This is a genomic window from Nocardia sp. NPDC055002 (assembly GCF_053608825.1).
In genome coordinates this window covers 128,923-149,548 of the sequence record NZ_JBSGWE010000003.1, presented here as the reverse complement: position 1 = coordinate 149,548, position 20,626 = coordinate 128,923, and the positions used below count along the sequence as shown (strand labels likewise).

14 protein-coding genes are annotated in these 20,626 nt (G+C 69.1%); 2 read left to right on the top strand and 12 right to left on the bottom strand.

Features of this window, described 5'->3' with window-relative positions; genetic code table 11:
• Positions 1 to 21: 21 nt before the first annotated feature.
• The 3 genes from ACWF99_RS12965 to ACWF99_RS12955 are packed head-to-tail and all read right to left on the bottom strand — an operon-like array spanning position 22 to position 2,652.
• A complete protein-coding gene (locus ACWF99_RS12965; RefSeq protein WP_378635635.1) occupies positions 22 to 690 on the bottom strand; it encodes an isochorismatase family protein in 669 nt (222 codons plus the stop codon).
• Positions 691 to 723: 33 nt separating this feature from the next.
• Entirely contained in the window at positions 724 to 1,857 is a 1,134-nt protein-coding gene (locus tag ACWF99_RS12960) for an isochorismate synthase (RefSeq protein WP_452536022.1), read from the bottom strand.
• Positions 1,858 to 1,866: 9 nt separating this feature from the next.
• Positions 1,867 to 2,652, bottom strand: a complete 786-nt coding sequence (locus tag ACWF99_RS12955) for an SDR family oxidoreductase (protein WP_452536021.1) — start codon at positions 2,650 to 2,652, stop codon at positions 1,867 to 1,869.
• An 87-nt stretch (positions 2,653 to 2,739) separates the two neighbouring features.
• Between ACWF99_RS12955 and ACWF99_RS12950 the strand changes: the two genes are divergently transcribed.
• Positions 2,740 to 4,389, top strand: a complete 1,650-nt coding sequence (locus ACWF99_RS12950; protein ID WP_452536020.1) for a (2,3-dihydroxybenzoyl)adenylate synthase — start codon at positions 2,740 to 2,742, stop codon at positions 4,387 to 4,389.
• Between the two features lie 52 nt (positions 4,390 to 4,441).
• On the opposite strand, the gene ACWF99_RS12945 is transcribed toward ACWF99_RS12950, so the two are convergent.
• The 8 genes from ACWF99_RS12945 to ACWF99_RS12910 form a co-directional block, all read right to left on the bottom strand.
• Positions 4,442 to 4,657: a phosphopantetheine-binding protein gene (locus ACWF99_RS12945; protein WP_358061797.1), complete on the bottom strand. Its 216-nt coding sequence runs from the start codon at positions 4,655 to 4,657 to the stop codon at positions 4,442 to 4,444.
• Positions 4,658 to 4,660: 3 nt separating this feature from the next.
• The gene (locus ACWF99_RS12940; protein ID WP_452536019.1) at positions 4,661 to 5,500 is read right to left on the bottom strand and encodes a siderophore-interacting protein; all 840 of its coding nucleotides are present in this window, start codon (positions 5,498 to 5,500) and stop codon (positions 4,661 to 4,663) included.
• A complete protein-coding gene (gene entS, locus ACWF99_RS12935; protein ID WP_452536018.1) occupies positions 5,497 to 6,726 on the bottom strand; it encodes an enterobactin transporter EntS in 1,230 nt (409 codons plus the stop codon). Before entS ends, ACWF99_RS12940 begins: the two co-directional genes overlap by 4 nt.
• Positions 6,723 to 7,721, bottom strand: coding sequence for an ABC transporter substrate-binding protein (locus ACWF99_RS12930; RefSeq protein ID WP_378635651.1), 999 nt, complete (start codon positions 7,719 to 7,721; stop codon positions 6,723 to 6,725). The genes entS and ACWF99_RS12930 overlap by 4 nt, the downstream gene beginning before the upstream one ends.
• 56 nt (positions 7,722 to 7,777) lie before the next feature.
• Positions 7,778 to 15,088, bottom strand: a complete 7,311-nt coding sequence (locus tag ACWF99_RS12925; protein ID WP_452536017.1) for an amino acid adenylation domain-containing protein — start codon at positions 15,086 to 15,088, stop codon at positions 7,778 to 7,780.
• Between the two features lie 96 nt (positions 15,089 to 15,184).
• The gene (locus tag ACWF99_RS12920; protein ID WP_452536016.1) at positions 15,185 to 15,991 is read right to left on the bottom strand and encodes an ABC transporter ATP-binding protein; all 807 of its coding nucleotides are present in this window, start codon (positions 15,989 to 15,991) and stop codon (positions 15,185 to 15,187) included.
• Between the two features lie 12 nt (positions 15,992 to 16,003).
• Positions 16,004 to 17,059 carry a FecCD family ABC transporter permease gene (locus ACWF99_RS12915; RefSeq protein WP_378635657.1) on the bottom strand — a complete coding sequence of 352 codons (1,056 nt, stop codon included), beginning with the start codon at positions 17,057 to 17,059 and terminating at the stop codon, positions 16,004 to 16,006.
• Positions 17,056 to 18,054: an iron chelate uptake ABC transporter family permease subunit gene (locus tag ACWF99_RS12910; protein WP_378635659.1), complete on the bottom strand. Its 999-nt coding sequence runs from the start codon at positions 18,052 to 18,054 to the stop codon at positions 17,056 to 17,058. The genes ACWF99_RS12915 and ACWF99_RS12910 overlap by 4 nt, the downstream gene beginning before the upstream one ends.
• A gap of 156 nt (positions 18,055 to 18,210) precedes the next feature.
• On the opposite strand from ACWF99_RS12910, the gene ACWF99_RS12905 reads away from it, so the two are divergent.
• Positions 18,211 to 18,927: a hypothetical protein gene (locus tag ACWF99_RS12905; RefSeq protein WP_378635661.1), complete on the top strand. Its 717-nt coding sequence runs from the start codon at positions 18,211 to 18,213 to the stop codon at positions 18,925 to 18,927.
• 119 nt (positions 18,928 to 19,046) lie between these two features.
• Here ACWF99_RS12905 and ACWF99_RS12900 read toward each other — a convergent pair whose 3' ends face one another.
• Positions 19,047 to 20,612, bottom strand: a complete 1,566-nt coding sequence (locus ACWF99_RS12900) for an MFS transporter (protein ID WP_452536015.1) — start codon at positions 20,610 to 20,612, stop codon at positions 19,047 to 19,049.
• Positions 20,613 to 20,626: the final 14 nt, after the last annotated feature.

Here is a 20,626-nt window from a genome sequence, read left to right as displayed (position 1 = left end):
AGGGCCTTTGGTCGGTACCGATCAGGCGGATCGGCGTTCGGTGGATTCCACCTTCGTGGTGTCGAGCTGACGGATCAGATCGTCGGTGCTGGTGACGGCACCGCAGCGGCGGGCGACGTAGTTCAGCGCCATGATGTGTTCGTCGCGGCTGAAATCGGCGGTGGCATCGTGGACGAGGAAGGGGCGCACGTCGCCCATGAACGCTTCCGCGGCACTGAGCATGCAGCCCATGTGGGTGTAGACGCCGGTGATGAGGAGTTGATCGCGACCGTAGTAGCCGAGTAGCTCACGCAGATCGGTGCGTTGGAAGGCGGAGTAGCGCCACTTGGTGACCTGGATGTCCTGCGGGTCGGGGGCGATGGCGTTGATCACCTCGGTATCGGCGCCCTCGGACATGCCGGTGCCCCAGAAGTCGGCGAGTATTCCGCGCCGTGACGGATGCTGGTCGCCGGGCTGCATCGTGTAGATGACCGGGATGTCGAACCGGTGGCAGTGATCTCGCAGAGTGGCGATGTTGGCGATGAGGGTGCGCGCGGGATCGCGGTAGAGGTCGTAGGCGTCGAGGAAGTACTGCTGCATGTCGTGGATCAGCAGTGCGCTGCGGCCGGCCTCGGCGGTCCAGTCGACCTGGTCGGCGGTGAACTCGTCCGCGGTCGGCATGGGATAGGGCGCGATCGGGGGAATGGGCATGGGGAGTCTCCGTTGAGCGTTGGGTCGGCGGGGTCAGCCGACGGTGACGGGCAGATCGGCGATACCGAGCGGCCCGAGGATGCGCTGGAATTTGCCGGTGGTCTCGGCCAATTCGGCGGCGGGGTCGGAGGCGGCGACGATCCCGCCGCCCGCGTGCGCGAGCAGGGTGGTGCCGTCGGCGGACAGCTCGGCGCAGCGAATGCTCACCATCCACTCACCGTTGCCGTCGGCGTCGCACCAGCCGACCGCACCGGCGTAGAAGCCGCGTTCGCCCTCGAGTTCGGCGATCACGCGGGCGGCCGCCGCGGTGGGTGTGCCGCAGATCGCGGGGGTCGGGTGCAGTGCTACTGCCAACTCCAGTGCCGATGGCCCGGCGAGCGGGACTGTCGCGGTGATCGGCGTGCCCAGATGCCACATTGCCGGTGTGGCCGTGAGTTCTGGTGCGGGAGTTTGTACTTCGGCGCACCGGTCACGCAGGACGGCGGAAACCTGGTCGGTCACGAAGCGGTGCTCGGCATGGTCTTTGGTGGAGGCGAGCAGTGCGTCGGCGGCGGCTCGGTCGGCGCCGCTGTCGTCGAGGATTCGCCGGGCCGAGCCTGCCAGCGGGTGGCTCAGGACCTGACTTCCGGTGCGGCGTACCAGGATCTCGGGGCTGGAGCCGACCAGGTGGCGGCCGGGGTAGCGCCCGCCCGCGGCGGAGAGGTCGACCAGGAATCCGTTGGACATCGGGTCCGAGGCGACCATCAGGTCCAGGATATCCAGTGCTCGAACAGGTTTCGGTGCCCGAGCGCGAACAGCGCGGGCCAGCACCACCTTTCGCAACGGATGCGCGGGATCGGCGAGCAGTTCGACAGCGGTGGCGACGCGCTGGCGGTGCTCCTCCGGCGCGGGCAGCGCGGCATCGAGGTCGAAGCGGGGGAGCGCCCGGGAACCGGGGTGGTGCGGCGCCTCGGTGATCGTCACCGAGTCCGGCGCCCACAGCGCGGTCGGAGCACCGGGGGTGAACGGTAGCGCGCCGACGATGTGGCTGATCCGGCCGCTGCGCAGTGCGGTGATCGCGTCGTGTGCCGAGCGGAAGACGGTCCCGCCCGCGGTGGCGGACACGGTCCGCTGCGGGCGGGACAGCAGGAAAGCGGGGTCTGAGCTGTCGGTACTGATGGTGATCATTCCTCTCGGTCACATGTCGAGCGTTGCGCCACCGTCGACCCGCAGGTCGTGCATCGTGATGTGGCGGGCGTCCTCGGACGCCAGGAAGTGGACTGAGCCCGCGATATCGGCGGGAGTGGCGATGCGGCGCAACGGAATTCCGAGGCGGTAGATACTCGGGTCGCCGTCGAGCAGCGCATTCTCGGCCGCGTCGTCGACGGTGCCGCCGAACATCTCGCGCAGCATCGGGGTATCGGTGGAACCGGGCGAGACCAGGTTCACCCGCACGCCGAACGGCGCGACTTGCAGAGCCAGCGAGCGGGTGAAGGCGGTGGCGGCGGCCTTGGCGGCGCCGTAGGCGGCCATCGCGACGCGTGGCGTGGCGGCCGCGTTCGAGGAGACGACCACGATCGCGCCGCGACCGGCGCGGACCATTTCGGCGGCCGCGCGCTGGGTGACCAGCATCGTGCCGGTGGCGTTGACGGTCAGGCAGCGTGCCCAGTCCTGGGGGTCGAGTTCGAGTGCGGAGCCGCCGACCATGTGCCCGGCCGCGTGCACGACGACATCGGGTGTTCCGAATTCCGTGGTGAGCCGGTCGAAGGCGGCCTGTACTTGGGCGCCGTCGCTGACATCCAGTTCGATGCCATGAGCCGATCGTGCCGTCAGATCGGCGGCGACCTTGTGGACGGCGGGGTCGCGGTCCCACAGCGAGAGAACTCCCGCTTCGCCGGCGAAACGGGCGGCGATCGCGGCGCCGATTCCCCCGGCGGCGCCGGTGACGACAACGATTCGCCCTCTGGACTCACCACTATGCATGAGGTTAGCCTAACCTGATTTCGTCGTCGGTTGGTTAGCTTCCCTTACAGCTTCCGGCGAGGAACTTCGAAGATCCGCTGGAAAGAGGTGCTCGACTTGACCGATCCCGTGCTCCCCGGATTCACTCCGTGGCCCGCTGAGCTGGCACAACGATATCGAGAGCAGAACTGTTGGACCGGTGAGACATTCGGCGATGTGCTCACCGCGCGCGCGGTCGCGGCGCCGGACCGGATCGCGGTCATGGACGACGCGAACAGCTGGACCTACGCCGAGCTCGAGCATCGTTCCCGCTCGCTCGCCACCGGTTTGGCCCGCCTGGGCATCGCGCCCGGTGACCGGGTGCTGGTGCAGCTCCCCAATCGCGCGGAGTTCGTCGAGGTGATCTTCGCGCTGTTCGAGCTCGGCGCGCTGCCGGTGTTCTGTCTGCCCGCCCATCGCAAGGCCGAGCTGGTGCCGATCGCCGATGCCGCCGCGGCGAAGGCCATGATCACCTGCGGCACTCACCAGCGTTTCGACTACGCGGCGCTGGCCGCCGAGGTGCGCGGCGAGGTCGAGAGCCTGCGTCACCTGGTGCTGGTCGATTGTGAGTCGCTGCCCGAGGACGCGCACGACATCGACGAATTCCGCGACACTCCCACCGAGTTGGCGGGCCCGTCGCCGAGCGATGTGGCGTTCCTGCAACTGTCCGGCGGGAGTACGGGTATCCCGAAGCTCATCGCGCGTACCCACGACGACTACCTCTACAGCGTGCGCCGTAGCGCCGAGATCTGTGAACTCGACAGCGCCACGGTCTATCTCGCGACACTGCCGGTCGCGCACAACTTCCCGATGAGTTCGCCGGGCATCCTCGGTGCGCTGTGGGCGGGTGGTGCGGTCGCGATGACGCCCGATCCGACTCCGGCGACGGCCTTTCCGCTGATCGAGCGATTCGGCGTCACCATCACAGGTCTGGTCCCCCCGCTGGCGCGGCTGTGGACCGAGCGCGCCGAGGCAGGCGAGACCGCGGATCTGTCCAGTCTGCGCGTACTCCAGGTGGGCGGGGCGCGGTGCCAGGACGAGCTCGCCCGCCGGATCGGTCCCGCGCTCGGTGTGACCTTGCAGCAGGTGTTCGGCATGGCCGAGGGGCTGGTCTGCTACACGCGGCTCGACGACCCGATCGACGTGGTGGTCAGCACGCAGGGCCGGCCGATGTCGGAGTACGACCAGCTCGCCGTCGTCGACGACAACGGCGCCGAGGTGGCGCCGGGTTCCACCGGCAACCTGATCACGCAGGGCCCGTACACCATTCGCGGGTACTACGACAACCCCGACGCCGATGCCCGCAGCTTCACCGCCGACGGCTGGTACCGCACCGGCGACCTCGTGTCCGTGCGCCCCGACGGCAATCTCGTGGTCGCGGGCCGCGCGGGCGACTGGGTGAACCGGGGCGGCGAGAAGGTATCGGCCGAAGAGCTCGAGGCGCACCTGCTCGAACACCCCGCGGTCCGCGACGCTGTCATCGTGGGAACGCCGGATCCTGTGCTGGGTCAGCGCATTTGCGCCTTCGTTCAGCCGATCGACCCGGCGCAGCGGCCCACGCTGATCTCGGTGCGCAAGTTCGTCCGCTCGCGCGGCGTGGCGGCGTGGAAGATGCCCGACACGGTCGTGGTCGTCGACGAATTCCCGGAAACCGGCGTCGGCAAGACCAGCCGCAAGGATCTGCGGCAGGCACTCGCCGACGGTGCGCACGGCAACTGACCGAGCCGGGGGCGGCGCGGATTTCGAGCCGCCCCCGGCGCGCACCACGCGATCAGGCCAGCAGTTCGATCCACGACCCGAGCACGGGATCACCTGCGAGCGTGGGGAAGTCGATGTCTGCATGTCCGGCCGACCGCCATTTCTCCACGAGCGACATGATGCGAACCGAGTCCAGCCCCGCGTCGAGCAGGTCGGTGTCGGTGGCCAGTTCCGAGCGGTCGACGCCGAGCGCCGTTGCCACATCTGTGATGACTTGTTCGTCGGTCATCGCTCATTCCTCTCGATCGAAGTCGGCGACGCCGCGCTTCCAGTAACCGGCGATCAGTGAGTCCTTCGGCCCGATCCCGAGCTCGCCGCGCACGACCTTGCGGATGTCGCGCAGGCAGCCGGCCTCGCCGGCGACCCAGGCGTAAACCCGCTGTCCGGCAGCTACTTCCACACCGCGTACGGCCTTCTCCAGCGCGTCACCGGTGCCCGGCTCGAGATCGCCGCGGTGCAGCCAGCGCACCTCGATACCCGCGGGCGCATCGATCTCGATCTCTTCCTCTGGTCCGGTCACCTCGATGAACGCCCAGCCCTGCGCGCTCCGCCGCAGTCGTTCCAGCCAGCGCGCGATGGCGGGCAGCGCGGTGATGTCACCGACGAAGAGGAACTTGTCGTAGGACTCCGGGACGACGACGCCACCGGGAGGGCCCGCGATGTGGATCTTGGTGCCCGGGGTCGCCGCGCTCGCCCACTCCGAGGCCAACCCGCCGGGGTGGATCGCGAAATCGATATCGAGTTCGTTGTCGGCGACGCTGTGGCGGCGCACGGTGTACTCGCGTGACACCGGGCGCGGGTTGCCCCATTCGAGCGACTGACCGTCGCGCGCGGGCAGTCGCAGTATCCCGTCCTCGCACGGAAAGACCAGGCGCACATGCTCATCCGGCACATAGCTGTGGAAGGACGCGATATCGGGCCCGCCGAAGGTGATCCTGAGCAGGCCGGCCCCGATCGCGACCGTGCGGATCACCTCCACTTCCTGCAATCCGATCGGGTACGGGACCTTCGCGCCGTGCTCGCCGGCGAGCACTTCGGCGATGCGCGCGGCATAGCCACTGCGATCTGTCACTGCTGTTCCTTTCCGTGCAGCGGCCCGGCGGCAAGCGCCACCACGCCGGTGAGAACCAGGACCGCGACGCCGTAGAACACGAGCGCGGAACCCGGTGCGAAGAATTGGCCGACGAGTCCGGCGGCCATCGAACCGATCGCGGTGCCGGTCACCGACTGCACCATGAGAAGTCCGGCCATCCGGCCGCGCAGTTCCTCGGGCGCCTGCTGTTGCAGCAGGGTGTAGCGCAGCACGATGTTCACCGCCCTGGCCAGGCCGAAGCCGGCCAGTCCGAGGAACACCAGCGCCGCGTGCGACCACAGCCCGGCGGCGATCACGCCCAGCGGCATGAGGGCCAGCGAGATCAGCAGGGCGAGCTCGTTGTAGCGGGTGCGGCTCATCCAGCCGCTGGTGAGCGAGCCGATGACCGCACCGGCGCCTGGCGCGGCGTAGAGCAGGCCGAGGGTGCCGGGGCCCGCGCCGAGTTCGACTTCGGCGAAGGCGGGCAGCAGCACCAGCGGGCCGCTGACCAGCATGGCGAGCAAGCCGGTGAGCAGGATGATGCGAATGGTTTTGTGCTGCACCGCGAATCGAATGCCGATCGCCAGCTCGCGCACCGGGTTCTGCAGGTCGCGGGCCGGTGGCGGCGCGGGCCCGATCGCGGTGATCAACCCGACCGTGGCGACGGTGGCGCCCGCGCACAGGAAGAACGCGACCGACACCCCCGCCTGCGCGACGAGCACACCGGCGATCGCGGGCGTGATCATGGTGCCGAGGTCGGTGGTGAGCGCGGTCAAAGCGCCTGCCGCCGCGATCTTCTCGCGACCGACCAACATCGGGACCAGAGCCATCAACGCGGAGCCGCTGACGCCGCCCGCGAGTCCGTCGATGACGGCGGCCAGATAGATCACCGACAGCATCGGATCCGGCAGCACCGCGTTGATACCGAGGATCAGGAACCCGAAACCCGCGGCGCTGCGCGACCATTGGATCACGTTGCGCCGGTCGTAACGGTCGGCGATCACACCGCCCGCGAGGCTGCCGGCGAACAACGCGGCAGCGGTGGTTGTCGCGATGCCGGCGACCTGCAGGGTCGACCCGGTCAGTTGATAGACCTGCAACGGCAGGGCCACCATGAGCAGCCCGAGCCCCAGCACCGACACCAGCCGCGCCGCGAACGCGCACCGGAACGGACGCGAGGTCCGCAGCGGGCTGATGTCGATGAGCAGGCTGCCGACCGCTGTCACTTGAAGCGTTCCACGAGCAGATCGAGCGTGGTCATGACCGTGCGGTAGTCAGGACGTGAGCTGGTCGCGGGCAGCTCGAAGACGGTGTTCGCCTTGAACGAGGGCAGCGACGCGTACATCGGGTCGGCCCGCAGCTCGGCCAGGCTCCGGCCGCCGTTGAGCGGGATCATGAACAGCACGGGCGCGTCGACGGCGGTGTTCAGCAGCTCCGGGCTGAAGCTGATGAAATCGGCGCTGCCTTCGCGAGCGGGGTTGCCCGCCTTGGCTTCGAGCTGCTGGTCCAGGGTGAACCCGACCTCCGAGAGCAGCGTGGGCAGTGCGGCGGTGGGCACGAACGCGGTCGGCTTCTGGCTCTTGAGCGACTGCATGATGACGGTGTTGCCCGCGGGCGCCTTGATGGCGGCCTTGGCCTTGGCCAGCTTGTCCTTGTAGTTGGTGATGAGCTGGTCGACCTTGGACGGCTTGCCGACCACGTCGGCGATCACTCGCAGCTGGTCCTGCCAGTAGGTGGTCTCGGTCGGCACCAGCACGGTCGGGGCGATCGCGCTGAGCTGGTCGTAGGCGTTCACCGACTGCTGCGCCGGGTAGCCCTGGCCGCCGCCGATGATCAGGTCGGGGCGCTGGGCGGCGATGAACTCCAGGTTGATGTTCTCACCGGTGGGCAGGGCCTTCGTGCCCTGCTTCGCCGCGTCCTCGGCCCAGCCGGACGGGAACTCACCCGGCTTGCTGGCGACGCCGAGCAGCCGCGGGTCGGCGGCGACGACCGGCGCCTCGAGGTCGTAGAGGTAGCCGGCCAGGGTGCCGTTGAGCACGACGATGCGCTGCGGATCCGCGGGGACGGAGACCGGGCCCTTCGGGGTCTGGACCTCGCGGGGGCCGCTGGGTGCGGCGGTGTCGCCCGAAGAGGTGCTGCAGCCGGTGAGCGCTGCGATCAGCGCGAGAACCAGCAGGGCGAGGGTGGCGCGGAGCCTGCCCGATGATCGTGTGGTGAACATGGAAGGAGTTGTCCTCATCTTTCTTTTCGAACGGTGAAAAGCGGTGCGCTGCATGCTCAGCCGCCGATCACCGGGTCTGTGTCGAGAAGTGCCGCGACCTCGGCCCAGCCGGCGGGCGACACGATCTCGAAGTGGGAGTAGGGCAGTCGGCGCACCACGAGCCGGGCCCGTGCGGACCGCCAGCCCGCCAGTTGCGCCTCGGTGCGGCCCGGTGTGGTTCCGGTGTCGGCGGCGTAGAGCGCCATCGGGCCGTCGTAGTCGGCCGCGGTGGACGCGGTGACCATGCCGAGCAGGGTTGTCGCGGCCTCGCGCAGTTTCGTCGCCAGTTCTGGTGCGTCGTCCGGGATGCCGGGCAGCAACCGGTCCAGATCGGCGGGGTCGGTGAGGGCGCGGGTCGCCTGTTCGGTGAGATCGGACAGGGCGAACGCGTCGACCAGTCCGGTGAAGGCGACCTGCTCGCCCCCGGCCGTCAGTGCGGCTGCCATGGCGTGGGCGACGGTGCCGCCGAGGGAGTAACCGAGCAGGTGGTAGGGGCCGTGCGGTTGGATTCGGCGGATGGTGGCCACGTAGTGCGCGGCCAGGTCGTCGATGGTCTCGGCACGGAAGGTGGTGTCGCTCAGAGTCGGGAGCTGTAGGCCGATGAGCGGGCGGTCGGCTCGCAGCAGTGTGGCGAGGGGGCCGAACTGCCAGGCGGTGCCGCCGACCGGGTGAACGCAGAACAGTGGCTCGCGCGAACCGGTGGTGCGGAGTTCGAGGACGTGATCGAGCCGGGAACCCCAGGCATCGCCGGCCTTCGCGTCGTGTGCTCGGGAAGACGCGCGAGAGGCATTGTCGCTCTGGGCGATCCGCTCGGCGAGTGCCCGTGGGGTCGGCGCCTCGAAGACGTCGTCGAGGACGACCGCGAGACCTGCCCGCCGCAGCCTGCCCATCACGCGGACGGCGGTCAGGGAGTGACCGCCTGCCTCGAAGAAGTCGGCGTCGGCACCGATGTCGGTAATGGACAGGACGGCTGCCATCGCCGAACGGATGGCGCTGATCAGCTCGGCGTCCTGGCGCGGGCCGCTGCCGGTCGCCGTCGCGGTGCCGACCGCGAAGTGGGAGCCGACGGCACCGTTGGCCGTGTTCGTTTCGGCTACCGGCCCACCGCTCGGGTCGGCGTCGTAGGCCGGGATCGGCAGGGCCTTGCGGTCGATCTTCTCGCTGGTCGTGCGGGGGATGTGGTCGAGCACGACGAACGCGGCCGGGACCATGTAGGCGGGCACCCGTGCTCGCAAGCCGGAACGGACCGCGACGATGTCGATGCCGGTGTCCGCCTTGGCCACCAGGTAGGCGGCGAGGCGCTGATCGCCGGGGGTGTCTTCGCGCAGGATCACCGCCGCGTGGGCGACGCCGGGGCAGCTCAGCAGGGCTGCCTCGATCTCGCCGAGTTCGATGCGCTGACCGCGTAGCTTCACCTGGCTGTCGGCGCGGCCCACGTAGTCGAGTTCGCCGTGCGGGCCCCAGCTCACGAGATCGCCGGTGCGGTACATGCGTTCGCCGTGTCCCAGCGGGTCGGCGACGAACGAACCCGCGGTCCGGGCCGGGCGGGCGAGGTAGCCGCGCGCCAATTGCGTTCCCGTGAGGTACAGCTCGCCGATCACACCGACCGCGACCGGGCGCAGTTCGGGGTCGAGAACACGCACATCGGCGCCGGTGGCGGGCAGACCGATCGGGACATTGCCGCGGTCGGCGTCGGAGGTCTCGTGGTGGGTGATGCAGACCGCGGCCTCGGTGGGACCGTACAGGTTGTGGACGCGGGCGCCGGTGAGCGCTCTGATCCGCGCCGCGGTCGGCGGCGGTAGCGGTTCGCCGCCGGTGATCACGCAGCGCAGCGCGGTGCAGCCGCTCAGGTCGGCTTCCTCGGCGAGCACGGTGAGCATCGACGAGGTGAGCTGGACCATGCCGACCCGCTCGGTCGCCATCAGGTCGGCCAGGTAGTGCGGGTCGCGGTCGAGTCGACCCGACACCGGTGCCGCGACGACGCGCGCACCGACCAGCAGCGGCAGGAATAGCTCGAGCAGGGAGGCGTCGAACGTCGCCGCGGTGCGGTACAAGACGGTGTCGCCCGCGCCGAACCGGTGCCGTCGCTGCATCCACTCGAAGGTGTTGGCGATGGCCTCGTGCGAGACGCTCACGCCCTTGGGTTCGCCGGTGGAGCCCGAGGTGAACAGCAGGTACGCGGCGTTGCGGGGGAGCAGTGGCGCGAGTCGGTCGAGGTCGGAGACCGGGGTATCGGCGAAACCGGACAGATCCAATGTTTCGACCTGCGCCACAGGTGCGCGATCGGTCGTGAAGCCGTCGGCCGCGGTGGTGAGAACCAGCGCCGCGCGCGATGTTCCGAGGATCCTGTCGGCGCGCTGCGCGGGACTGTGTGGATCCAGCGGCAGGTAGACCCCGCCGGCCCGGCACACCGCGTGCGCGGCGACGATGGACTCGATGCCACGCGTCATCGCCACCGCGACCACGGTTTCGGGCCGAATGCCCTCGTCGATGAGCCAGCGCGCGAGCCGATGGACCCGGCTGTCGAATTCACCGAACGAGATCGTCACGCCGTTCGCGGTGACGGCGGGCGCGTCGGCGGAGATCGTCGCCGTCACCGACCAGTCGGCCAGCGTGCTGCCGCGTGTTTCCGACGGCATCGCGGCAGCCATGGCTTCCTCGACGGAACCGTCGAGATCGGCGGCCAGCGTGGACAATACGGCGCCGAGGCGATCACTGAGCCGGGTGGCGACCGGGCCGGGCACTGCGGCCGCATCGTGGTGCAGCATCAGCGCGAACTCGGCACCGGGCAACGCGGTCACCGTGACCGGGAAGTCGGTCAGCCCGTCCACATCGACGTCCACCACCTGAACACCACCGGGATCCGGCTGCAACAGACCGGCTTTCGGGAAGTTCTGGAACACGACGAGCGAATCGAACAGCCGTCCGATTCCCAGCGCCCGCTCGATGGTGGCCAACCCGAGGTATCCCCGGGCCTGGCCGTCGAACGAGGTCTGCTGCAATTGCCCGAACTGCTCGGCCACCGGCCGGCCGGCCCCGAGCGACACCCGCACCGGCACGGTATTGCTGAACAATCCGACCATCCCGCCGACTCCGGCGAGATCAGCGGGCCGCCCGGAAACCACGGTCCCGAACACCACATCGGTGCGCCCGAAGTGATCCGCGAGCACCATCGCCCACGCGCCCTGCAGCACGGTATTCACGGTCAGCCCGTGCCGCCGGGCGTTCTCGGCCAAGGCCGTCGCCACGTCGGCGGCGAGCGGAACCCGCAGTCCGACCGGACGCTGTCGCTGGGCCGTCGTCGAATCCACCGGATCGGTTGCGGATGTAGGGGTGGCGGCGAGCAGGGTCGGTGTGCGCAGGCCGGTGAGGCTTTCGGTCCACCAGTGCAGGGTCGCTGTGGTGTCGCGGGTGGCGAGCCAGGTGAGGTAGTCGCCGAAGTAGGCGGGGGGCGAGAGGGTCTCGCCGGTGTAGAGGGCGAGGGTTTCCCGGACCATCGTCGGTACCGACCAGCCGTCGGCCAGGAGGTGATGGGCGATCAGAACCAGCCAGTGCGAGGTGTCGGTGAGGCGGATCAGGAGGCCGCGGATCAGCGGCGGCTGATCGATGTCGAACGGTTCGGAGCCGGCGCGCCGCACCGAAAGCCGTGCTCGTGCTTCGGGATCAGGTGTCTCGCGCAGATCCTCGACCTGCCACGAGACCCCCGGTACCTGCGGCACGATCTGCACCGGCTGGTCGAACTGTTCATAGCTGAACGCCGCGCCGAGGTTCGGATGCCGCCGCAGCATGCTCGCGAACGCCGCACCCATGCGCTCCGGATCGACGACGCCGTCGAGGCTGAAGCGGGCCGTCATCGTGTACACGTCGTCGGTGCCGTCGCGCAGTGCGTGGAACAGCAATCCCTCCTGCAAGGGGGACAGCGGGAGCACGTCGGCGACCGGTCCGTAGGTAGCGCTGAACTCGTCCACGTCGCTCTGCGCGAGCGCTGCGATCAGGCGGCCGGGCGCTGTCGGGAGCGACGACGAGACAGCGGGTGCCGACTCGAATCCCACGGCGGTCGTGGGATGGTGCGGCTCGGGGGCCGCCTCCGCGGCCAGCGCGGCGAGGCTGCGCCGGGTCAATAGTTGCTGGGGGAGGAGGGTGAGGCCCTCGGCGCGCAGGCCGCTGCTGACGGTGATGGCGGTGATGCTGTCGCCGCCGACGGCGAAGAAGTCGTCGTCCATGCTGACGGTGTCGAGGCCGAGGGTGGTCGAGATCGCCTGGTGGACTGCATGTTCGGCAGCGGTAGCCGGCGCGCGTCCGGACTCGTCCGTTGCCGGGTCCGGGAGCGCCGTGCGGTCGAGTTTTCCGTTGACCGTGGTGGGCAGGGCGTCGAGGACGACGAGTCGCGCAGGCACCATGTGCTCGGGGACCAGGTCGGCCAGGCGGGTGCGGGCGGCCGAGGTATCGAGCTCGCCGGTCGCGGCGACGACGTAGCCGATCAGGGTGGGGCGCCCGGCGATGTCCCGGATATCGGCTGCCGCGGTACGGATCTCGGTCAGACCTTCGAGTGCCGCTGCCACATCACCGAGTTCGACGCGGTGGCCGCGGATCTTCACCTGGTTGTCGACCCGGCCCAGGTATTCGTAGCCGAGCCCGGGAACCCAGCGCGCCCGGTCGCCGGTGCGGTACATCCGCGCTCCCGGCGGACCGTACGGATCGGCGACGAAAGACTGCGCGGTAGTGGCGAATCGGCCGAGGTAGCCCCGCGCGATCTGCGGACCTGCGAGGTACAGCTCGCCGACCTGTCCGTCGGCGACGATCTGCAATCCGTTGTCCAACAGGTGAGCCCGTGAGCCCGCGACCGGCATCCCGATCCGTGGACCAGCGCCGTCGATCGGAGCCCCGATCACATCCACCGTCGCCTCGGTCGGGCCGTACAGATTGACCGCCGCGAACCCGCCGCGATCGATCGCGCCCCACAGCTCCGCCGAGCAGGCATCGCCGCCGATCACCAGCGTCAGTGGCGGGCGAGCTGTCTCATCGGCGCTCGCGAGATCCGTCGCTGTCGAGATCTGCCCGATCACCTCGGTGCTCGCTGTCGCCGACTTCCGGCCGACCGGGCTCGACTGTGCCGACGACGGTAGTTCGCTGGTCAAGCCGTATTCCAGCAGGGCGGCGACCAACGACGGAGTGCCGTCGACGACGTCGATACCGTCCAGGGCGAAAGCCTCGACCAGGGCGGCCGGGTCACGCCGGGTATCGCTGTCGTACACGTGGATTCGATGTCCGGCGGTCATCCACAGCAGTGGGTCGAGCGAGGCGTCGAAGGCGAAGGAGGTGGTGTGCGCGATGGTCAGCTGACGGTCGCCCGCGCGCCTCGCGGCGGCGGCGTGGATCCCGGCGCGGTGCGCGGCGACGAGTGCGGCCAGGGAGCCGTGCTGTACGACAACACCTTTCGGCTGTCCGGTCGAGCCCGAGGTGTAGATCACGTAGGCCGCGTGCTCGGGCCGCACCGCGAGAGCGAAATCGGTGTCCGCGTTGTCGTCGAGCCGCGCACGGAAGTCGGCGTTGTCGATCGCGATGGCGTCTGCGCCGAGCTGGGCCGCCAACTCACCGGCGCTGAGCACCACGGCGGGGCCCGCGTCCGCGATCGTGGCGCGCAGCCGGGCGACCGGATGTTCCGGATCCAGAGGCAGATAGGCGCCGCCGGCCCGCCAGACGGCGAGCACCGCGACGACGAATTCCACATCGCGGGGTAGCGCGAGGCCGACGATCGCGTCCGGCCCGACCCCGGCCTCGCGCAGCAAGCGCGCGAGCCGGTTCACTCGGAGCCGAAGTTCGGCGGCGGTGTACTCGGCCTGCGCCGAACTCAGCACCACGGCGTCCGGTTGCTCGGTGAGCACCTGTTCGAGAATGTCGGGGACCATCGCGACCGACTGCTCGTCGTCGTGAAGAGCCCGGGTTTCGGTGTCCGGCAGCTGCATTGCCGTCGAGCGCGCGGCCAGCAGCCGCGTGCGCTCGGCCGGATCGAGCAGTTCGAGCGCACCCACCGCGATCTTGTCCGACCCGGTGAAGGACTCGATCACCCGGACCAACCGGCCGATCCGCCCGCGCACCGTGTCCGCGTCGTTGGTTCGCGCATCGGATTCGAATCCGAGCAGCACCGTGCCGTCGGGCAGCGGAGTGACGGTCAGCCCGAGGTCCTCCGGTGGCCCGCCTGCCACATTGCGCAGCACACCACGCGCGCCGTCGAAATCGAGGGTGAAGTCGAAAACCTTGAGGTTGATGCCGATTCCGTGCAGGAGTTCGCCCGCGCCGTGGCCGTGGAAGTCGCGGGCGAGGTCGTCGCCGCTGTAGCGCTGGTGCTTGCGGACCTCGCGCAGGATGTCGGCGATGCGGGGACCCAGTTCACCGAGCCGGTCGCCCGCGCTCACCGTGACCCGTAGGGGAAGCACGTTCACCGCCATGGCGGGTGTGCGCAGGGCGGCACGGCCGACCCGGCCCATCAGCAGCATCGACACCACCATATCGGCGGTGCCGAGTTGGCGGTGCAGGAACGCGGCGTAGCAGGCGACGAGCGCGTCGGCCCACGTGATGCCGTGCCGTTCGGCGCTTTCGCGCAGTGCCGCGAGCAGTTCGGTGGACAGGATGGCTTCGGCGCGGATCGTCCGCTCGACCGCACCGCCCAGGTGGCGACCGCGACCGTCGAGATCCGGCCAGGGGGTGAGCTGGTCGCGCCAGTAGGCGCGGTCGGCCTCGAATTCGGGCCCGGCCCGGTAGGCCTGCTCCTCGGCGACCAGCTCGGCGATGGTTCCGAAAGTTTGTTTCGGCGAGGGTGTTCCGCGTCGGAGGGAGGTGTAGTGGGCGGCGACCCGGCGCGAGAGCAGCGCCGCGCTGTAACCGTCGACGATGAGGTGGTGGTAGAGCTGCACGCACCAGACCACGCAGTCGGAGATCCGGATCAGCGTGTAGTTGTAGAGCTGCCGGTCGACCATGCCCCGGCACCGTTGCGCGGCCTGCTCGCGCTCCAGCGCGACGGCCTCGTAGGCCAAAGCCATCGGCTCCGCAGCTGCCCGGAGATCGACGGTCGGTCGCAGCACCGCTTCGGCATTGCTCACGAATTGCCTTGGCCCGTCAGCGGTTTCGGTGAACCGCAACCGCATGTTCTCGGCCTCGGTGACGGTGCGACGGATCGCCTCGCTCAGCAGGCCGACATCGATCGGAGCGTCCCCGGTGATCTCGAGGACCTCGCCGACCAGGTAGCGCCCGGACTCGGGATCGAAGCGCTGGGCGTTCCAGATGCCGAGCTGCGGTCCGGTCAGCGGCAACTCGAGACCATCTGTCACGGCAACTCCCTCCCTCGTCACATTCACAATCAGTTAGGTTAGCCTAACTTAACTAATTGCGGAATACCTATGTTCGGCTGCCGCATCGCCGCAGGTCTAGCGCACCTTGGCGGCATCCTGTGCCAGCGGAATCACCAGTGGCGTACCGGTTTCCGGGTCGTCGACGATTCGGCACCGCAACGAGAAGACCTCGTCGACGAGCTCGGCGGTCACGATGTCGGCGGGTGCTCCCGTCGCGACCACCCGCCCGTCGCGCATGGCGACGAGGTGATCGGCGTAGCGGAAGGCGTGGTTGAGGTCGTGCAACACGGCCACGACGGTCCGCCCGGATTCGCGGTTCAGTGACCGGCACAGATCGAGCAACTGGATCTGATAGGCGATGTCGAGATAGGTCGTCGGCTCGTCGAGCAGGATCAGCGGGGTGTCCTGGGCGAGCACCATCGCGATCCACACCCGCTGGCGCTGACCGCCCGAGAGCTCATCGACCATCCGCGCCGACAACTCGGTGACACCGGTCGCCGCCATCGCCGAGGTGACGGCTTCCTCGTCGGCCTTGGACCACTGCCGCAGCAGCGTCTGATGCGGATAGCGGCCGCGGGCAACGAGATCGGCGACCCGGATGCCGTCCGGCGCGGTGGAGGTCTGGGGCAGCAGACCGATCTGCCTGGCCACCTGCTTCGCCGGGTAGGAACTGATCGGTTTGCCGTCGAGCAGCACGGTTCCCGACTCGGGGGTGAGCAGCCGGGCCAGCGCGCGCAGCAGCGTGGACTTGCCGCACGCGTTCGGGCCGATGATCACCGTGAACTTGCTGTCCGGGATATCCACCGACAGCTGGTCGCTGATCGTGGTGCCCTTGTAGCCGAGGCGGACCCGGTCGGCGCGTAGCCGTGAAGTGTCGTTCATCTTTTCGCTTTCCTAGTTCCGGCGCGCCTCGGCGACCAGCAGATATGCCAGGTACAGGCCACCGACCGAGACGGTGACGAGGCCGACCGGCACGGTGGTCGGGGCGAACGCGTGCTGGGCGATCCAGTCGCAGGTGATCAGCAACATCGCTCCCATCGCCGCCGAGGGCGCGAGCGCGATCGACGGTGTGCGGGCCAGCTTGCGCGCCAGATGCGGTGCGGCGAGGGCGACGAACGCGATCGGGCCCGCGACCGCCGTCGCCACCGCGGTGAACGCGACGCTGAGCACGATCAGCCACAGCATCGCCCGGCTGACATTCAGACCGAACGCCCGGGCGGTGTCGTCACCGAGTTCGAGGATCTGCAAGCGGGGTGCCGCCGGGATCAGCGCGATCGCCAGCAGCGCGAGGATCACCACCGCGGGACCGACCTGCGGCCACGAGAGTCCGTTGAGCGTGCCCGCACCCCAGGCCGCCGCCGACATCGCCGCGTCCAGGTCGGCGCGCAGGATCAGCCAGGTGTTGATCGAGGCGAGCATGGCGCTGACGCCGATGCCGACGATGATCAGCCGGAACCCGGCCACGTTGTGCCGGAACGCGAGTAGGTGGATGACCAGGGCGGCGCCGAGCCCGCCGATCACCGCACCGGTCGCGGTCTGCAGGTGCCCACCGCCCAGGGTCAGGATGGCGATCAGCGCGCCGGTGTAGGCGCCGGTGTTGAACCCGACGATGTCCGGGCTGCCCAGCGGATTCCTGGTCACCGATTGCAGAATGGCGCCGCTCACGCCCAGCGCGGCGCCGAGGATCAGGGCGAGCAGGATGCGCGGCAGCCGCCAGTCCCACACCACCAGCCGGTCGAACCGCTCGTCGCCGATCACCAGCGCGCGCAGCACCCGCAGTGGCGGGATCAGGTAGTCACCGCTGCCGAGGGCCAGCACCGCCGTCACCACCGAGATCGTGAGCAGGACAGCGCAGACCACCAGGGTGCGCACGCCGATCCGGGCGGAGAAACGTGTTCCGCGCGGCCGGACCACCAGCATCGCGCGGCCGAAATCGATCGTCGAACTCATGCGGCGGCACCTACCCTTGCGCGACGGGCCAGCCAGATCAGTACCGGCGCCCCGAGGAACGCGGTGACCAGGCCGGCGGGGACTTCATCGGGACGAATGACGAGGCGGCCCACGATGTCGGCCGACAGCACCAGGATCGGTGCCAGCACCAGCGAATAGGCGAAGATCCAGCGCTGATCGGGTCCGATCAGCCACCGGGCCACATGCGGAACCGCGAGACCGACGAACGCGATCGGGCCCACCGCGGCGGTGGCGGTGCCGCACAGCAGCACCACCGCCAGCGCGGTGAACAGGCGTGTGCGGCCCACGTGCACACCCAGCGAGTGCGCCAGATCGTCGCCGAGCGCGACCGCGTTGAGCGAGCGCGCGCATAGCGCCGCGATGATCAGGCCCGCCGCGATGAACGGGGCCGCGCCGTAGAGGATCTCGAATCCGCGTCCGGTGAGTCCGCCGGAATCCCACTGACGCATTTCGTCGAAAGCCTTGGGGTGCATGAGGATCAAGCCCCTGGTCAGGCCGCCGAGAACCGCGGTGGCGGCGACGCCGGCCAGCGTCAGCCGCACCGGGTCGGTGCCGGATCGTCCGGCGGTGCCCACGCGGTAGACGACCACCGACACCAGCGCGGCGCCGAGAAATCCGAACCAGACGTACGAGGTGATCTCGCTCACGCCGAACATCGCGACGGCGATGGTGATCGCGAAGGCCGCTCCCGCGTTGACGCCGAGCAGGCCGGGGTCCGCCAGCGGGTTGCGGGTCAGGCCCTGCATCAAGCAGCCCGCGACGCCGAGCGCGAGCCCGACCAGCAGCCCGAGCAGAGTGCGTGGCACGCGGTACTCGGTGACGGTCACGTGATCGGGAGTGGTGCTCACGCCGAACAGTGCCTGCCAGACATCGCCGATCGCAATGGCTTTCGTGCCGACCAGCAGGCTGAGAGCACATACTGCGACCAGCGCGAATGCGGCAAGAAGCCACCCGCACCAACGCGGATTTCTCATCAGGTGTTCTCTCTCGCGGCGAAACTGGGTCGTCTTGGAGGTTAGCCTAAGCAAGGTCTTGATAGGTGAGGCTTACCTCGCTATGGTCACATCTCGCCCGGACCGCAGCTTGTGCGCCGCGCATCTCACCACGAGGAACACGAAAGGTTCACCCCCGTGAAAATCACCAAGTTCGCCCTGCTGGCCTCCACCGTCAGCGTTGCCCTCGGCATCGCTGCCGGAACCAGCCACGCAGCACCTGCCGCGGATGAGCCGATCAACTTCACCTCCACCACCACCGAGACCTCGACGATCATCGGCACCGACGCGGGCTCGATGGTGGTCGAGGACGGCGTCTTCAAGATCAAGGCCGCCAACGGCACCACCGTCGCGGGTACCGAATTGGCCTTCCGCGTAGACGAATTCGTGTTCCCGATCGCCGCCGACATCTCCGGCCGCACCGCCACGCTGACCCCGCAGTTCGACCTGGCGCACGCCACCTACAAGCCGGTCGCGCTGCCCTTCGAGGACAAGGCGCCGTGGAAGAGCGAGTACGACCGTGAGCAGGCCGCCTGGAGCCGCATGACCGGCACCATCTCCCTGGGTGCCAGCATCGCCACCCTGGTCGGCGGCCTCGGCGGCGGCGCGGTCGGTTGTGTGCTCGGCGGCATCGCGGGCGCCACCATCGCCTCGGCCACCATCGTCGGCATGTTCGGCCCGTTCATCCCGGCCGCGGCCGTGGGCTGCGTCGCCGGCATCATGGCCATCGGCGCGCTCGGTACCCTCGCGGGCCAGATCTTCATCACCGCCCCCGTCGCGATCATGGCCGCGGTGCAGTACTTCACCACCATCAACTCGCCGATGCCGAACAACCCCGCCCCGGCTGCCAAGTAGGCGATCAGGACCTCGGCCGAATCGGCCGAATACGAACCTCGCGGAGGGGACAACTCAGCGAGAGACGAATCCCGCCCGGTCAGCATCGGGCGGGATTCGTTGTGTCCGAACCACTTCGGTCAGTCGGTGTCGGTCGTCTTCTCGTTCGGCGCGGGGATCTGCCGCAGCAGCCCCATGACCAGCCCGGCGGCAACGGCGGTGAGCCCGATGCCGACCACCGAGTTCACCTGCAGCGCTTGGGTGTAGGCCTCGCGTGCGACGGTGGACAACTCGGCGCCCAGCGTTTCGGGCAGCGTCGTCGCGACGTGCAGGGCGCCCGCGAGGGTGTCCTCGGCCACCTGCGCGACCTCCGGTGGGAGTCCGGCGGGCAGCTGCTCCGACATCTGCCCGCGGTAGACGGCGGTGCCGATGCTGCCGATCACCGCCACGCCCAGCGCCGCCGACAATTCCTGACCGGTTTCGGAGATGGCCGAGGCGGCACCGGCGCGTGCCGGGTCGACCGCGCCGACGATCAGGTCGAGGCCGAGGACGAACATCGGGCTCAGGCCGAGGGAGAACACCACCATGCCGGTGACGATCAACGCCAGGTCGTCGGCGCCGGAGAGCTGAGTGAACAGCGCGTACCCGGCCATGGCGATGATCAGGCCGCCGGTCATCAGGTAGGCGGGCCGGATCTTGGGCGCGAGCGCGCTCACCACCCCGGCCGCCACGACCATCGCCGCCGCCTGCGGCACGGTCCACAGACCGGCCTCGAACGCCGAAAGGCCGAGCACCAGTTGCAGATACTGCGCGAGCAGCAGGAACAGCCCACCCATCGCCAGCATGGCCACCATCAACGCGACCAGCGAGCCGCTGAACCGGACATTGCCGAACAGGCGCAGGTCGATCAGCGGATTGGTCAGGCGTTGCTGACGCAGGACGAACACCGTGCCGAGTACCAGACCACCCACCAGCACGCCGACGGCCTCGATCGACCAGCCGTCCTTGGCCAGCTCCTTGATGCCGTAGATGACGCCCATCACCGACAGCAGTGACAGGACCGCGCTGAGAATGTCGAGCTTGCCCGGATTCGGGTCCTTGTACTCGGGCAGCAGGAACGGGCCGGTCGCCAGCAGCAGCACCATCGCGGGCACCGCCACCAGGAATACCGAACCCCACCAGAAGTTCTCGAGCATCGCACCACCGACGAGCGGTCCGATCACCATGCCGACCATGAAACTGGTCATCCACACACTGATCGCGGCGGTGCGCTGGCGGTCGTCGTGGAACATGTTGCGGATCAGCGCCAGCGTGGACGGCATCAGCGTCGCCCCCGCGATGCCGAGCAGCGCGCGGGTGCCGATCAGCATGTTGGCGCTGGTCGAATACGCGGCGATCACGGAGGCGACGCCGAAGGCCAATGCGCCGATCATCAGGAGTTTGCGCCGGCCGATGCGGTCGCCGAGGGTGCCCATGGTGATGAGGAAGCCGGCGACGAGGAAGCCGTAGATGTCGAGGATCCACAGCAATTGGGAGCTGCTGGGTTCGAGTGCCTCGCTGATGCGCGGGATCGCCAGGTAGAGCACGCTCAGGTCCATCGAGATGAGCAGTGTCGGCAGGGCTAGGACGGCCAGTCCGATCCACTCCTTGATCCCGGCCGTCGTGGTGGATTCCGGCGGGGACTGGTCGCGCTGGGTGGACGTCACCCTACGACCGTACC

Coding starts and splice junctions, on each gene's coding strand:
- ACWF99_RS12965 (WP_378635635.1), bottom strand. CDS start 690: ATGCCCATTCCCCCGATCGCGCCCTATCCCATGCCGACCGCGGACGAG.
- ACWF99_RS12960 (WP_452536022.1), bottom strand. CDS start 1,857: ATGATCACCATCAGTACCGACAGCTCAGACCCCGCTTTCCTGCTGTCC.
- ACWF99_RS12955 (WP_452536021.1), bottom strand. CDS start 2,652: ATGCATAGTGGTGAGTCCAGAGGGCGAATCGTTGTCGTCACCGGCGCC.
- ACWF99_RS12945 (WP_358061797.1), bottom strand. CDS start 4,657: ATGACCGACGAACAAGTCATCACAGATGTGGCAACGGCGCTCGGCGTC.
- ACWF99_RS12930 (WP_378635651.1), bottom strand. CDS start 7,721: ATGTTCACCACACGATCATCGGGCAGGCTCCGCGCCACCCTCGCCCTG.
- ACWF99_RS12920 (WP_452536016.1), bottom strand. CDS start 15,991: ATGAACGACACTTCACGGCTACGCGCCGACCGGGTCCGCCTCGGCTAC.
- ACWF99_RS12915 (WP_378635657.1), bottom strand. CDS start 17,059: ATGAGTTCGACGATCGATTTCGGCCGCGCGATGCTGGTGGTCCGGCCG.
- ACWF99_RS12910 (WP_378635659.1), bottom strand. CDS start 18,054: ATGAGAAATCCGCGTTGGTGCGGGTGGCTTCTTGCCGCATTCGCGCTG.